Genomic DNA, 14,189 nt, shown 5'->3' with positions numbered 1-14,189 from the left:
CCCCGCCGCGGGGGTCACCGCCACCGGGCAGGGGCGAGAAAACGGACGATGCCCGGCGCCTGCCGGACACGCCCGGCCTTGCAGCGACTGTCAGCGTACGCCAGTAGGCTTCCCAGCGTGCTGGACACCCTCGATGCCGCCGCCGTGCGCCGCTGGTGCGCCAGCGGGCTGGCCGCGTTGCAGCGGCACCAGGGGGAGATCGACGAGCTCAACGTCTATCCGGTGCCCGACGGCGACACCGGCACCAACCTGGTGCTGACCCTCACCTCGGCGCAGCAGGCGCTGGCGATGGACCTCGACACCGTCGCCGACGGCGCCGCCACCCCGCACGGGCACGCGCTGCGGCTGATGGCCCGGGGTGCCTTGCTCGGCGCCCGGGGCAACTCCGGCGTCATCCTGTCGCAGATCCTGCGCGGCTTCGCCGACGCGCTGGCCACCACCCCGACGGTCGGGGGCCCGGAGCTGGCCGCCGCGCTGCGTGCCGCGACCGGCGCGGCCTACGCGGCGGTGGCCCGCCCGGTGGAGGGCACCGTGCTGACCGTGGTCTCCGCCGCCGCCGGCGCGGCCGAGCAGGCCGACAGCGAGCAGTTGCGGGTCGTCGCCCGGGAGGCGGCCGGAGCCGCGGCGCAGGCGCTGGCCCGTACGCCCGAGCAGTTGCCGGCGCTGGCCCGCGCCGGCGTGGTCGACGCCGGTGGGCGAGGGCTGTGCCTGCTGCTGGACGCCCTGGTCGAGGTGATCACCGGGGAGAGTCCGGAGCGACCCGCGCCGGCGCCCACCGCCGCCCGCAACGCGCCGCCGCCGGCCACCGCCGCCCGGGAGACCGGTTCCCCGGAGTACGCCTACGAGGTGCAGTTCCTGCTCGACGCCGAGCCCGAGGCGGTCAGCCGGATGCGCGACACGCTTGACGCCCTCGGTGACTCCCTGGTGGTGGTCGGCGACGAGGACACCTGGCAGGTGCACGTGCACGTCAACGACGTCGGGGCGGCGATCGAGGCGGGCGTGGTGGCCGGCCGCCCGTACCAGATCTCGGTGACCCGCTTCGCCGACCAGCGCCCGCCCGCCCCCGCACCGGTGTCCGACGGCCGGGCCGCCGTGGTGGTCGCCGCCGGTGCCGGGATCGCCGAGCTGCTCGCCGGGGAGGGCGCGGTCGTGGTGCCCGGCAACCCCTCCACGAGGGAACTGCTGGAGGCGGTGCTCGGCACCGGGGCGGCCCAGGTGGTGGTGCTGCCCAACGATCCGGACGCGCAGGCGGTGGCGAACCAGGTCGCCGAGGAGGCGCACCGGGCGGGCGTCAAGGTCAGCGTGGTGCCCACCCGGTCACCGGTGCAGGCGTTGGCCGCCCTCGCCGTACGCGATCCACGCCGCCACTTCGAGGACGACGTGATCGCGATGGCCGAGGCCGCCGGGGCCTGCCGGTACGCCGAGGTCTGTCACGCCGGGCGGGACGCGCTCACGGTCGCCGGCCCCTGCCGCACCGGCGACGTGCTCGCCCTGGTCGAGGGGGAGGTGCACCTGATCGGCACCGACCTGATCGACACCTGCGTCGCCCTGGTCGACGGGATGCTGGGTGGCGGCGGTGAAATGGTCACCCTGCTCGTCGGCGCGGACGCGCCGGACGGGCTGACCGACGCGGTGTGCACGCACATCACGCGACGCTGGCCGTTCGTCGAGGTGCAGACGTATCCGGGTGGGCAGCCACGCTATCCGTTGCTGGTGGGTGTCGAATGACCGCAGAGGCGTCGACCCTGGACACGCCGCTGAAGAAGCTGGTCGGCGAGAAGACCGCCAAGGCCCTCGCCGGCCACCTCGACCTGCACACCGCCGGTGACCTGATCTACCACTTCCCGCGCCGCTACGACGAGCGGGGCGAGCACACCGACATCCGGGCGCTCGACGTCGGCGAGCAGGTCACCGTGCTGGCTCAGGTGCAGCGCACCGCCGTACGCCCGATGCGGCAGCGCCGGGGCAACCTGCTGGAGGTCACCGTCGGTGACGGCTCGGGTGGCACCCTCACCCTCACCTTCTTCGGCAACCAGGCGTGGCGCGAGCGGGAACTGCGGCCCGGCCGGTGGGGACTGTTCGCCGGCAAGGTCACCGACTTCCGGGGCAAACGGCAGCTCAACGGGCCGGAGTACGTCCTGCTCGGCGACCAGACCGACGGCGAGGCGGCGGCCACCGAACAGATCGAGGAGTTCGCCGGGGCACTCATCCCGGTCTACCCGGCTGCCGCTGCCGTACCGACCTGGGTGATCGCCCGCTGCGTCCGGGTGGTGCTGGACACCGTGGCACCGCCGGAGGACCCGCTGCCCGCGGGCGTACGGGCCAGCCGGAACCTGGTCGGGCTGGGTGGCGCGCTGCGGGAGATCCACCGGCCGTCCAGCCGCGAGGAGCTGTACCGGGCCCGTCGACGGTTGAAGTGGGACGAGGCGTTCGCCGTGCAGCTGACCCTGGTCCGGCGTAAGCACCAGGCCGCCGCCTCACCCGCGAGGGCCCGGCCGGCTCGTGCGGGTGGCCTGCTCGACGCCTTCGACGCCCGGCTGCCGTACGAGCTGACCGGTGGTCAGCGCGACGTGGGTGCGGAGATCGCCGCCGACCTGGCCCGCGGCCATCCGATGCACCGGCTGTTGCAGGGCGAGGTCGGCTCCGGCAAGACCGTGGTGGCGCTGCGCGCCATGCTCCAGGTGGTCGACGCGGGCGGGCAGGCCGCGCTGCTCGCCCCGACCGAGGTGCTCGCCGCCCAGCACTACCGAGGCATGCTCGACCTGCTCGGCCCGCTCGCCCAGGCCGGTGAGCTGGGCGCCGCCGAGCACGCCACCCGGGTCGAGCTGGTCACCGGCTCACTCGGCGCGGCAGCCCGACGGCGGGCGCTGGCCGAGGTCGCCAGCGGCGCCGCCGGCATCGTGCTGGGCACCCACGCCCTGCTGTACGAGGGCGTCGACTTCGCCGACCTCGGTCTGGTGGTGGTCGACGAGCAGCACCGGTTCGGGGTGGAGCAGCGCGACGCGTTGCGGGCCAAGGCGGAACAGCCCCCGCACGTGCTGGTCATGACCGCCACGCCGATCCCTCGGACGGTCGCCATGACGGTCTACGGCGACCTGGAGATCTCCACCCTCTCGCAGCTGCCCCGGGGCCGGTCACCGATCGCCTCGCACGTGGTGCCGGCCGCCGAGAAACCGGCCTTCCTGGACCGGGCCTGGCGTCGGTTGCGCGAGGAGGTCGCCAACGGCCATCAGGCGTACGTGGTCTGCCCGCGCATCGGTGACTCCACCACCGGCGCCGAGGAGGAACCACCGGCGGTGGACGACACCGGTCGACGCCCACCGCTGGCGGTGACCGAGGTCGCGCCGTTGCTGGCCGACGGGCCCCTGCACGGGCTGCGCATCGGCGTGCTGCACGGCCGGCTGCCCGCCGACGAGAAGGACGCGGTGATGCGCTCCTTCGCCAACGGTGAGCTGGACGTCCTGGTGGCCACCACGGTGGTCGAGGTCGGTGTGGACGTACCCAACGCGACAATGATGGTGGTGCTGGACGCCGACCGGTTCGGCGTCTCCCAGCTGCACCAACTGCGCGGACGGGTGGGCCGGGGCAGCGCCCCCGGGCTCTGCCTGCTGGTCACCGAGGCGACCGAGGGCACCAGCGCCCGGGAGCGGCTGGACGCGGTCGCCTCCACCACAGACGGCTTCAAGCTCGCCGAACTGGATCTGGAGCAGCGGCGTGAAGGCGACGTGCTGGGTGCCGCCCAGTCCGGCCGGCGCTCCCACCTGCGGCTGCTGTCGTTGCTGCGGGACGCCGACCTGATCCGCGACGCGCGGGCGGAGGCGATCACGCTGGTCGAGGAGGACCCGGACCTGACCCGCCAGCCGGCGCTGGCCGCCTCGGTCGCGGCCCTGGTCGACGCCGACCGCGCCGAATACCTCGAAAAGGGCTGACCCCGCCTCGCGCTTTGTCACCGCCGCGTTCACCATGATCGCGCTCGATTCGAGATCGAGTGGCTTCGGCGTCGGGTGATCGCGCTCGATCCGGGATCGAGTGGCTTTGGCGTCGCTCGGAGGGCACTCAATCCCGGATCGAGCGACTGCCGCCACGGGGCGGGAACGCCGAAGGCGCGTCGACGTGTGGTCGACGCGCCTTCGGGTCAGGTGTTGCGGGGTGTCCTCAGTGCGGCGAGGGCACCCTCAGGGGCGGCTCAGGCGGTGAAGTGGATCCGCCGCCGCCGGGCCATGACGAACAGCACCGCGCCCACCGCCAGCAGGACGATGGCGCCTGCGGCGATGCCACCGGCCGCGACACCGGTCACCGGCAGGCCGGGCGGCTCCTCGCCGCCTCCGCCTCCGCCGCAGCCCTCGGGGGCGTAGACGACCTCGAGCTCCAGGTCCAGCTCCGGCAGGGCGACAAGCGCCGCCTCGTCGTCGCCGGCCGGGAAGGTGACGGACTCCGACGAGCCCGGCTTGACCGTACGGCTCTCGGTCTTGTCGCCGTAGGTGAAGTCCACCTTGACCGGTTGGGCACCTTCCGGGTTCGACGCGGTCAGCGCGAAGGTCTCGCAGGTGGCGTCGGCGGTGATCGTCGGCAGCGGGCAGTCCTCCGGGCGCTCCCACTCGTAGGTGCCGTTGTCGATCACCTCGCCGTCGACCAGCACCTCGATCGCGCCGGCGTGCTCGGCGGGCACCACGGTCTCGTTGTTCGCCTTGCCCGGCTCGACGGTGACCTTCTCAGAGAAGCCGTTCTCGCCCCGGACCTCGAACTCGACCGGGTACTTGGAGATCGAGCCGTCGTTGCTCAGCGAGACGGTGACGGTGCCGTCGCAGGCGGAGGCGAAGGTGGACGCCGGGGTGGTGCAGTTCTTCTTGCCGCCGTTGTACCAGCCCTGCGGGCCGGTCGAGCGGTTGCCGGGAGCACCCCGGTCGCCGAGCTTCTTGGAGCCGTAGCGGGGGCCGTTCTCCACAAGCGGGTCGATGACCTCGTCGACCCCGCCCCAGATCAGGTCGACCTGGGTGTGGCAGTCCGGGACGTCGACCTTCAGCTCGATCTCGGTCTGGGTGCCGCCGAGGAAGTCGCTGTCCGGCGTGCCGTAGACGTACTGCGGGGTGGCGAACTGCGGGCGCGGCGCAAAGTACGACACCAGGGTGAAGTACTGCTTCTCCTCGCCGCACAGCGGCAGGTCACCCGCCAGCTTGACGGTCGCGGTGCCCTTCGGGCCGTCGAAGGTGTGGCTGTACTTGGCGTCGCTGGCGTCGACGCACTTCGGTGCCGGCGCACACGTGCCGTCGGCGCCGAGCTCGATGGTCTTGTGGTCCTTCGACGTCGGAGGCTTCTTGCGCTGCGAGTCGCCCTTCTGGAACCAGGCGGCCTCCACAGTCAGCGTGGCGCGCTGGGTGTCGCCGGGAACCCGCTGGACCCCCTGGACCTGGCCGGCCTTCGGAATCGGGGTGCCCTTGAGCTCGGCGGTGGCATCGGTGCCCTCAGCCACGAGCAGGACCGGGGTCGCCGGATCGGCCGTGACACCCGTGATGGTGGCGGTCTTGCCGCGCTCGCTGTTGACCACCGTCCACGTGATCACCCGCTCGCCGGTGAGCCGGTCACAGTCGACGGTGCCGGTGATCGTGGTGTGGTGGGCGCTGGCCGGAGTGGCCGCCACCACCGCTGCGCCGGTCGAGCCGATGACGGCGGCTGCCAGGACAGCCAGCGGTCGCCGTAGCGACAGCTTGGGTCGGAACACGCGTACTCCCGGGGTGAAGAAGCGTCAGGGGCGGCGCGGGAGGAACGGACGGCGTCGGCGGAGCTGTGCCGCGCCGGAGAGGGTGCCTCCCGTGCGGTGATCCGGCATCGATGAGCCGGTTATCGGGCAGACCCTAGCGAGATCGTCGATATCGAGACAGCCCTCAGCGAGCACTAAGGATGATGTGATGAACATGAAATAGTTGCTCTACGTAGAGTGATGCGCCTGAGGCGGCCTGCATCGGATGGGATCGATCTGGGCGACTTCAGGCGGTGTGGTTCGTTGCGGGGGTCACCCGGAGGTCGCGTAGCGTCGGCGCCATGAGCAGAAGCAGGCTCGACGGTGTGCGCGGGTGTGGGGTCGGCCCTTACGGCATGGTCGGGAGGGGGCGATGACCCGGATCGTGGCGGGCAGCCTCGGTGGTCGGCGCATCGCCGTACCGCCGGGTTCCGGCACCCGACCCACCGCCGATCGCGTACGCGAAGCGCTTTTCAGTTCCGTGCAGGCGGAACTCGACCTGGTCGGGGCGCGCTTCGCCGACCTGTACGCGGGCTCGGGCGCGGTCGGCCTCGAAGCGCTGTCCCGTGGGGCCGGGCACGTGCTGCTCGTCGAATCCGACGCCCGGGCGGCCCGGGTGATCCGGGAGAACATGGCCATCCTGCGGGCGGCACCCGCCGCACGGCTGGTCACCGGGAAGGTCAGCACCGTGCTGGCGGCCGGCCCGGACGGCGAGCCGTACGACGTCGTCTTCGCCGACCCGCCGTACTCGCTGTCGGACGACGGGGTGCGTGCCATGCTCACCGCCTTGGTCGACGGTGGCTGGTTGGCCCAGGACGCCATGGTGGTGGTGGAACGATCCACCCGCAGCGGGCCGGTCGACTGGGTGGAAGGGATCACTGGCCAGCGCAGTCGTCGTTACGGCGAGACCACGCTTTGGTACGGTCGCCGATCATGAGACGTGCGGTGTGCCCCGGCTCGTTCGATCCGGTCACCAACGGTCACCTCGACATCGTCGGCCGGGCCAGCCGGCTGTTCGACGAGGTGATCGTCGGCGTACTGATCAACCAGTCGAAGACCGGACTGTTCACCGTCGAGGAGCGGATAGCCATGCTCCGCGAGGTGACCGCCTCCTATGACAACGTCCGGGTGGAGTCCTTCCGCGGGCTGCTGGTGGACTTCTGCCGAGCCCAGCAGGCAAGTGTGCTGATCAAGGGCATCCGAGCGGTCAGCGACTTCGACTACGAGTTGCAGATGGCGCAGATGAACATCGGCCTGGCCGGCGTCGAAACCCTGTTCATGCCCACCAACCCCCTCTACTCCTTCCTCTCCTCCAGCCTCGTCAAGGACGTGGCCAAATGGGGCGGCGACGTAACCCCCCACGTCCCCGACATAGTCCGCGAAGCCCTCAAAACCCGCCTGACCCCCCCACCCCCGGCCTAACCCCTTCCTTCCCCCTTTCCTCCCTCACCCTCCTCTTCCCGTCGATCTTGCACTTGTGGTCGGGGATATGCCCCGTGTGCGGCTTTTGTGGGGACGAGAAGTGCAAGATCGCGGGGACAAAGGGGGGCGGGGGGGCAAGGGGTGGGCGACGCGCCGGGGGGAGGGGTGGCGGTTGGGTGGGGTGGGGGACGACATCATTGGGTGAGGCGGGAGACTGGCTTCAGCCCGCATGATGTAGGTCGGTCTGACCAACGACAGGAGTGAGGTGCCGGTGGACCCGCTCGACCGCATCGAGGAACTGATTGCCATGGTGGAGCAGGCGCGCTCCGTCCCGATGTCGCGCAACAACTGCATGGTCGATCGGGGCGAGATGATCGGTGCTCTCGACGAGTTGCGCGCCGAACTGCCGGCAGACCTACGCCGGGCCGCGGCACTCCTCGAGGAGCGCGACAAGATCATGGAGGCCGGCAAGCGGGAGGCCGACCGGATCATCAGTGAGGGTGAGGCGGAGCACGCCCGCCTGGTCTCGGTGAACGAGATCACCGTCTCCGCCGAGCACGAGGGCGCCCGGATCATCGCCGAGGCCCGCGCCGAGGCGCAGCGCCTCCGCGAGGAGGTCGACGACTACGTCGACACCGCGCTGGCCAACTTCGAGCAGTTCCTCACCCGGGCACTGGCCTCCATCGAGCGCGGGCGGGACAAGATGCACGCGCTGCGGGAGATCGGCACCTTCGGTGGCGAGGAGACGGAGCGGCCGCTACCGTTCTGAGCGGCGCGACCGCATCGGTGCCGCGATCCTCCAGCCACCGACCAGAGCCGGCGACCGTCCGGAAACCGGCGACCGTCCGGAAACCGGCAGTCGACCGGAGCCCGACGGCCGTCCGGAAACCGGCGGCCGGCCCGCCACCCGCATCCGCCCCGCCGCCAGCGGTGGGGCCGCCCCCGGTTCGACGTTCGAGTGCCCGTCCAGGTAACCTCGTTTGTCGGCCTCTCACCGGCCGGAGTCTGACTATGCCCAAACACTCGCCTTCTCCACTCGACCCCAGGTCGCCGCTGGTCCTCGACACGAGGGAGCTGCCGCGCCGACCTGGTGCGTTGCGTACCGTCGAACGGGTGGTTCAGGCACCGTCGGACCTCGGCGTGGAGTTGATCGGCGTGCCGGAGGGCGCGGACCTCGACCTCGATCTGCGGATGGAGTCGGTGTCCGAGGGCGTGCTCGTGTCGGGGACCGTCAGCGGTCCGATCCGGGGCGAGTGCGGTCGCTGCCTACGCGAGATCGACGACTCGGTGACGGTGACGATCCAGGAGCTGTACGCGTACGAGAACAGCACCACGGACGCCACCACCGAAGAGGACGAAGTCGGTCGATTGCAGGGTGACCTGATCGACCTGGAACCGGCGCTGCGGGATGCGGTGGTGCTCGCACTGCCGACCAACCCGCTCTGCCGCCAGGACTGCCCGGGACTGTGCTCCGAGTGTGGGGTGCACTGGGACGATCTGCCGGCGGACCACAGCCACCAGCAGGTCGACCCGCGTTGGGCGGGCCTGTCGCAACTGACCCGTACAGAGGAGTAAGAACCGTGGCCGTCCCCAAGCGCAAGATGTCGCGCAGCAACACCCGGTCCCGCCGGGCGAACTGGAAGGCCGCGGCGGTCGCGACCGTGGCCTGCCCGCAGTGCAAGTCCCCCAAGCTGCCGCACGCCGCCTGCTCCGTCTGCGGCACCTACAACGGCCGCCAGGTCCTCGAGGTCTGACCCGGACGCCGCGTGACGTCTCCGACCACAGGTCGGGCGACGCGCATACCCCGGCGATCGCCTGCTGCTCCCGCCGACGCCGGCCGGCTCTCCCCGGCCGGCGTCGTCACGGAGCCGGGAACCGCACGGATCGCCGTTGACCTCCTCGGCGGGGACGACGCTCCCGACGTGGTGGTGGACGGCGCTCTACGGGCGGTGCGCGCCGACCCTGATCTGCACCTCCTGCTCGTCGGCCCGACCAGGGCCGCCGGTGCGCTTGTCGACGCCCTCGACCCGGCCCAACGTGCCCGGTTGACGCTGCGACCTGCGCGCACCGCCGTCGAAACGGCCGACGATCTCACTGCGGCCCGCGCCGAGAACACGGTCCGGGCGGCCGTCGCCGCGATCCGCGCCGGCCAGGCCGACGCGCTGGTCTCCGCCGGGTCCACCGGCGCCACCGTGACCGCTGCCGCCCTCGGCCTCGGCCGCTGGCCGCAGATCCGACGGCCGGCCCTGGCCGCCACCCTGCCCGGCGTCTCCGGACCGGTCGTCCTGCTCGACGTCGGCGGCTCCATGGAGCCGAGTCCGGCGACCCTGGCCCGGCACGCCGTGCTCGGCGCCGCGTACGCCGCCATCGCCCACGGTCTCGACGCCCCCCGGGTGGGGCTGCTCTCCGTGGGCACCGAACCGGGCAAGGGTGACCGGCCCCGACGCCTCGCCGACCCGATGTTGCGCGCTACGGAACTGCCCGGTGACGCTCGGTACGTGGGCCTGGTCGAGGGGTACGACGTCTGCCTCGGCACGCGCGCCGATGTGGTGGTCACCGACGGGTTCACCGGTAACGTGCTGCTCAAGGCGATCGAGGGCGCGTACGCCATGGCGGGCGGACCACCGCCCGACGGGGGCGCGCCGCGGGCAGCCGCGCTGCTCGGGGTGGCGGGCACCGTGGTGGTCTGTCACGGCGCCGCTCGCCCGGCCGACATCGCTTCCGGCATCGCGCTGGCTGCTCACCTCTGGCGGCGAGCTGCCACCGACCGGGTCGCCGCGCTGCTTGCCACCGACCGCACCGATCGCACGACCGACACTGAGGTACGCACATCATGAGCATCGACAAGCGACGGCGGCCCTCCATCGGCCACCTCGAGGCAGCCTTCGGCGTGTCAATGGACCCGGAGTTGCTGGAGCGGGCCCTGACCCACCGCTCGTACGCGTACGAGAACGGCGGCCTGCCGACCAACGAGCGGCTGGAGTTCCTCGGCGACTCGGTGCTCGGCGTGGTGATCACCACCGCGCTCTTCCACAACCACCCGGACCTGCCCGAGGGGCAACTGGCCAAGCTGCGGGCCAGCGTGGTCAACATGCGCGCGCTGGCCGACGTGGCGCGCGGGCTGGGCCCGGACGGGCTCGGCCCCTACCTGCTGCTGGGCAAGGGTGAGGAAACCACCGGCGGTCGGGACAAGGCGAGCATCCTCGCCGACACCCTGGAGGCGCTGCTCGGCGCGATCTACCTCCAGTACGGGCTGGACACCGCCGCCGAGGTCATCCACCGGCTGTTCGACCCGTTGATGGCCGAGTCGGCCGGTCGGGGTGCCGCCCTGGACTGGAAGACCAGCCTCCAGGAGTTGACCGCGGCGCTGGGTCTCGGTGTGCCGGAGTACCGGATCGAGGGTGCCGGACCGGACCATCTGAAGACCTTCACCGCCTGGGTGGTGGTCGCCGGCAACCGGTACGGCGGTGCCGACGGGCGCAGCAAGAAGGAGGCCGAGCAGCGGGCTGCGGAGTCGGCCTGGCGGACCCTGAACGCGCAGGCCGAAGCCGATGCCGAAGCCGACCGGGCCGAGCCGGCGACGGTCGATGAGCCGTCCGTCGCCGCGGTGACCGTCGAGCCGGCGGAGGTCGCGGCCGACGACGGGCGGGCTGTCGTGGACGCCGGTCAGCCGCAGGTGCAGGCACCCCGTGCCTGAGCTGCCCGAGGTGGAGACCGTCCGGCAGGGGCTGGCGCGTTGGGTCACCGGCCGACGGATCGAGTCCGTCGAGGTACGCCACCCGCGTGCGGTGCGTCGACACGTGGCCGGTGGCGCCCACTTCGCCGACGTGCTGGCCGGTCGGACCGTGCTCGACGTGTGCCGGCGCGGCAAATATCTCTGGCTGCCGCTGGACAGCGGTGACGCGGTGATCGGGCATCTCGGGATGTCCGGGCAGCTGTTGCTGCAACCGGCCGCCGCCCCGGAGGAGCCGCACCTGCGGGTCCGCTTCCGGTTCACCGACGACGGTCCCGAACTGCGCTTCGTCGACCAGCGTACGTTCGGTGGGCTCTCGGTCAGCGAGGGCGGCGCGACGCTGCCCGCGGAGATCGCCCACATCGCCCGGGATCCGCTGGATCCGCAGTTCTCCGACGCGGACTTCGTCACCGCGATGCGCCGCCGCCGTACCGAGGTCAAGCGTGCGCTGCTCGACCAGACGTTGATCTCCGGGGTGGGCAACATCTACGCCGACGAGGCGCTGTGGCGGGCCGGACTGCACGGCACCCGACCGACCGACGCGTTGACCGGCCCGGCCGTACGGCGGTTGCTCGGCCACGTACGCGACGTGCTGACCGAGGCGATCACGGCGGGCGGCACCAGCTTCGACGCGCTGTACGTCAACGTCAACGGGGAGAGCGGTTACTTCGACCGGTCGCTGAACGTCTACGGCCGTGAGGGGCAGCCCTGTCGGCGCTGCGGCGCGCCGATCCGTCGGGAGGCCTTCATGAACCGGTCGTCGTACAGCTGCCCGCGCTGCCAGCCCCGTCCCCGCGCCACGCTGCGCGGCTGACGGCGATCACGGTACGGGGCAGGGCAGCCGCCAGGCGTCCAGGCTGCGGTGCTTGCGGATGGAGGCGAGCCCGTAGCCGACGCTTGTGACACAGAAGTCGGTGAGCCCGCCGGTGTACTCGACGTGGAACACCGGCTTGCCGGCGTCGACGAACGGCAGCAGCTTGTCGCACCGTTTGAGCCGTACGCACTCCTCGTCGACCGCGAAGTCGAAGTCCGGCGCCAGCGCGGCGACCTGCCCGAGGTTGCCCCGCAGCCCGGGAGACAGATCCAGCGAACGGGCCAACGCCGCGACCCGACGGTTGAACTGCAACTGGTCGTCGAAATCCAGCCGGAAGCCGGGGGAGTGGGTGTAGCCATCGGCGTCGGCGAGCAGCACCGCGCCGAAGCCCTTGCCGCGGCAGAGCCGGAACCGGTCGGCCAGCACCGGCCGCAGGGCGTCCCATCGGCGTACGTCCAGCCAGGTACGGCCGGAGGGGGTGGCTGTCGCGCCGCGGACCTGCGGCGGGAACCGGGTCGCGTCCGGATCGTCCGGATGCACCGTGCCGACGTGCACCTGGCAGACCAGGCGACGGTGACGGGCCCGCAGGTCGGCGGTCTGCGCCGCGGTGGTGCTGACCGGATCGAGGACGAACACGTCCGCCTCGACCGTCACGTCGAGCACGCCGTCGAGTTGCCACTGCCAACGCCACAGCCGGGCCGAGGCGGACGGCCAACTCGTCGGTGCGCCGGGCGGGGTGAGATCCGGCCGGCAGGCGGCCAGTGACACGAGCACGGTGCAGGCCAGGCCGGCGCGCATCGCCCGTCGTACCTGTGCCCCGCCCAGCCCGATCCGCATCGCCAGCTCCGCAGGTTGCGCCGGCGGCGGGACGCCGCCCGAGCCGGTACGCCGTCGGCGTACCTCACCCACTCAAACGAGCGCAGACCCGACAAGGATTCGCGGCTGGACGTGGCGCGGCACCGGAACGCGACGAGTTCCGGTGCCGCGCCCGCCGCACTCAGCGTGGCGCGGCGAAGACCTGCGTCCAGTACGGTCCGTTGCTGCTCGCCACGCCGACGCCGATCTCGGTGAAGGCGCAGTTCAGGATGTTCGCCCGGTGACCGGGGCTGTTCATCCAGGCGTCCATCACAGCGGCGGGCGACTGCTGGTTCCAGGCGACGTTCTCGCCGTACGTGCGCCAGGCGTACCCGACTCGGTCGATCCGCTCTCCCGGGTCGCTGCCGTCGCTGCCGGTGTGCGACATGTTCCGGTTGTCGGCCTGGTCCTGGCTGTGCCGCTGGGCCGCGGTCGTCAGCTTCTCGTCGACGGTCAGCGCGCCGCAGCCGGCCTTCGCCCGTTCCGCGTTGACCAGGTCGACCACCTGGGCGGCCTGCGAGGCACCGGCCGGGTTGGACGGCGAGGCGGTGACCGTGGCACCGCGACTCGGGCTGCCCCGACGCTCGGCGCTCTGCCGGGAGGGTGCGGTGCTGCTGCGCGCGGGGGTTGGCTTCGGCTTCACCGCTTGACTGGGCGACGGCGAGGGTGTGGCGGCGCTGGGCGAGACGCTCGGGCTCGGGCTGGGGCTCGGGGAGTCGAGCGGGTCGAGGACGTCGACCGACTCGTCGGTCTCCAGCAGCGCGGGTCCGGTGGCCACCGGACGCTCACCGGCGGTGGTGCTGGTCGGCGCGTCGTTGCCGGGCAGCGCGAGGGCCGCGACGCCGATGCTCACCGCGAGGGTGGCCGCCGCCGCGGCACCGCCCAGCACCAGGGGACGCGACAGGCGACGACGGGACGGCCGGGCGTCGGTCCCGGACGCGTCGGCCACCGCCTCGGTCCGGGCGGTGGCCCGATCCTCCGGTACGCCGTAGGACCCCTCCCCGTACCACTGGCCCTCGTCACCCCGCCCGTAGTGCTGCTGACCGGCGTAGGGCAGTTGCGCACCGTAAGGCTGATCACCGTAGGGCTGGGCGCCGTAGGGGGCCTGGCCGGTGTAGGGCGGCCGGGTGTCGGCGTACCCCTGGTTGTCGTACCCCTGGTTGTCGTGGTGCGGGTCGGGGGCGGCGTGCCGCGCGGGCTGCTGCCCGTCGTGCTGGTCGGACCAGCGGCTGACCTGCGTGGTCGGCTCGTCGGCGCGCCAACCGCCGTCGTGCCGGCCGTGGCTCGGCGCGCCGTGGTGGCCCTCGGTCGACCAGGCGGTGTCCCGATGGTGCTGGCCGGCACTGTCCTGGCCGGCACCGTCCTGGTCGGCCCAGCGGGGGTGGGCCGGTGCCGGATAGCCCGCCTCGGCGGGTCGGTGTGGGCGGTGCCACTGCTCGGTGGGCTGGTCGTGGTACCACCGGTCGGACGAACTCTCCGGTTCGTCACCGAACAGGTACGACGAGCGCGGTGCCGGGCGGTCGGTCAGCCAGGCCGGGTCGTCGGTCGGTGGCGCTGGCCGCCGGGTGGCATCCGGGTCGAGCGGGTCGTTCCAGCCGTGCACGCCTGTCGCCTCCACGGGTCGGTTA

Annotated in this window: 13 protein-coding genes; 10 read left to right on the top strand and 3 right to left on the bottom strand. The window is 72.3% G+C overall.

Annotated elements, in window-relative coordinates; all coding sequences use genetic code 11:
* Positions 1 to 117: 117 nt before the first annotated feature.
* Positions 118 to 1,728: a DAK2 domain-containing protein gene (locus EG812_RS11300; RefSeq protein ID WP_126711533.1), complete on the top strand. Its 1,611-nt coding sequence runs from the start codon at positions 118 to 120 to the stop codon at positions 1,726 to 1,728.
* Entirely contained in the window at positions 1,725 to 3,929 is a 2,205-nt protein-coding gene (recG, locus tag EG812_RS11295; protein WP_126711532.1) for an ATP-dependent DNA helicase RecG, read from the top strand. Before EG812_RS11300 ends, recG begins: the two co-directional genes overlap by 4 nt.
* 257 nt (positions 3,930 to 4,186) lie before the next feature.
* Here the strand turns inward: recG and EG812_RS11290 are convergent, their stop codons facing one another.
* Complete coding sequence (locus EG812_RS11290) at positions 4,187 to 5,719, bottom strand: cell wall anchor protein (protein WP_126711531.1); 1,533 nt, start codon at positions 5,717 to 5,719, stop codon at positions 4,187 to 4,189.
* Between the two features lie 391 nt (positions 5,720 to 6,110).
* Between EG812_RS11290 and rsmD the strand changes: the two genes are divergently transcribed.
* From rsmD to mutM, 8 genes are all read left to right on the top strand, one after another.
* Positions 6,111 to 6,674: a 16S rRNA (guanine(966)-N(2))-methyltransferase RsmD gene (gene rsmD / locus EG812_RS11285; protein ID WP_126711530.1), complete on the top strand. Its 564-nt coding sequence runs from the start codon at positions 6,111 to 6,113 to the stop codon at positions 6,672 to 6,674.
* On the top strand, positions 6,671 to 7,159 hold the full coding sequence (gene coaD, locus EG812_RS11280) for a pantetheine-phosphate adenylyltransferase (RefSeq protein WP_043719906.1): 489 nt from the start codon (positions 6,671 to 6,673) through the stop codon (positions 7,157 to 7,159). Before rsmD ends, coaD begins: the two co-directional genes overlap by 4 nt.
* A 271-nt stretch (positions 7,160 to 7,430) precedes the next feature.
* Complete coding sequence (locus tag EG812_RS11275; protein ID WP_043723302.1) at positions 7,431 to 7,928, top strand: SPFH domain-containing protein; 498 nt, start codon at positions 7,431 to 7,433, stop codon at positions 7,926 to 7,928.
* A 242-nt stretch (positions 7,929 to 8,170) separates the two neighbouring features.
* Positions 8,171 to 8,734, top strand: a complete 564-nt coding sequence (locus EG812_RS11270) for a YceD family protein (RefSeq protein ID WP_043719909.1) — start codon at positions 8,171 to 8,173, stop codon at positions 8,732 to 8,734.
* Positions 8,735 to 8,739: 5 nt separating this feature from the next.
* The gene (gene rpmF / locus EG812_RS11265) at positions 8,740 to 8,913 is read left to right on the top strand and encodes a 50S ribosomal protein L32 (protein WP_013732077.1); all 174 of its coding nucleotides are present in this window, start codon (positions 8,740 to 8,742) and stop codon (positions 8,911 to 8,913) included.
* 129 nt (positions 8,914 to 9,042) lie between these two features.
* Entirely contained in the window at positions 9,043 to 9,996 is a 954-nt protein-coding gene (locus EG812_RS11260) for a fatty acid synthesis plsX protein (RefSeq protein ID WP_043723305.1), read from the top strand.
* On the top strand, positions 9,993 to 10,856 hold the full coding sequence (gene rnc, locus EG812_RS11255; RefSeq protein WP_126711529.1) for a ribonuclease III: 864 nt from the start codon (positions 9,993 to 9,995) through the stop codon (positions 10,854 to 10,856). The genes EG812_RS11260 and rnc overlap by 4 nt, the downstream gene beginning before the upstream one ends.
* Positions 10,849 to 11,706, top strand: coding sequence for a bifunctional DNA-formamidopyrimidine glycosylase/DNA-(apurinic or apyrimidinic site) lyase (gene mutM, locus EG812_RS11250; RefSeq protein ID WP_126711528.1), 858 nt, complete (start codon positions 10,849 to 10,851; stop codon positions 11,704 to 11,706). The genes rnc and mutM overlap by 8 nt, the downstream gene beginning before the upstream one ends.
* Before the next feature lie 6 nt (positions 11,707 to 11,712).
* On the opposite strand, the gene EG812_RS11245 is transcribed toward mutM, so the two are convergent.
* On the bottom strand, positions 11,713 to 12,615 hold the full coding sequence (locus tag EG812_RS11245; RefSeq protein ID WP_233579451.1) for an endo alpha-1,4 polygalactosaminidase: 903 nt from the start codon (positions 12,613 to 12,615) through the stop codon (positions 11,713 to 11,715).
* An 88-nt stretch (positions 12,616 to 12,703) separates the two neighbouring features.
* Positions 12,704 to 14,164 carry a CAP domain-containing protein gene (locus EG812_RS11240; RefSeq protein ID WP_126711527.1) on the bottom strand — a complete coding sequence of 487 codons (1,461 nt, stop codon included), beginning with the start codon at positions 14,162 to 14,164 and terminating at the stop codon, positions 12,704 to 12,706.
* Positions 14,165 to 14,189: the final 25 nt, after the last annotated feature.

This window comes from Verrucosispora sp. FIM060022 (assembly GCF_003977705.1).
GTDB lineage: Bacteria > Actinomycetota > Actinomycetes > Mycobacteriales > Micromonosporaceae > Micromonospora > Micromonospora gifhornensis.
The sequence above is the reverse complement of the archived record's forward strand: the minus strand, read 5'-3'. Positions and strand labels throughout refer to the sequence as shown.

Coding starts and splice junctions, on each gene's coding strand:
- recG (WP_126711532.1), top strand. CDS start 1,725: ATGACCGCAGAGGCGTCGACCCTGGACACGCCGCTGAAGAAGCTGGTC.
- rsmD (WP_126711530.1), top strand. CDS start 6,111: ATGACCCGGATCGTGGCGGGCAGCCTCGGTGGTCGGCGCATCGCCGTA.
- coaD (WP_043719906.1), top strand. CDS start 6,671: ATGAGACGTGCGGTGTGCCCCGGCTCGTTCGATCCGGTCACCAACGGT.
- EG812_RS11270 (WP_043719909.1), top strand. CDS start 8,171: ATGCCCAAACACTCGCCTTCTCCACTCGACCCCAGGTCGCCGCTGGTC.
- rnc (WP_126711529.1), top strand. CDS start 9,993: ATGAGCATCGACAAGCGACGGCGGCCCTCCATCGGCCACCTCGAGGCA.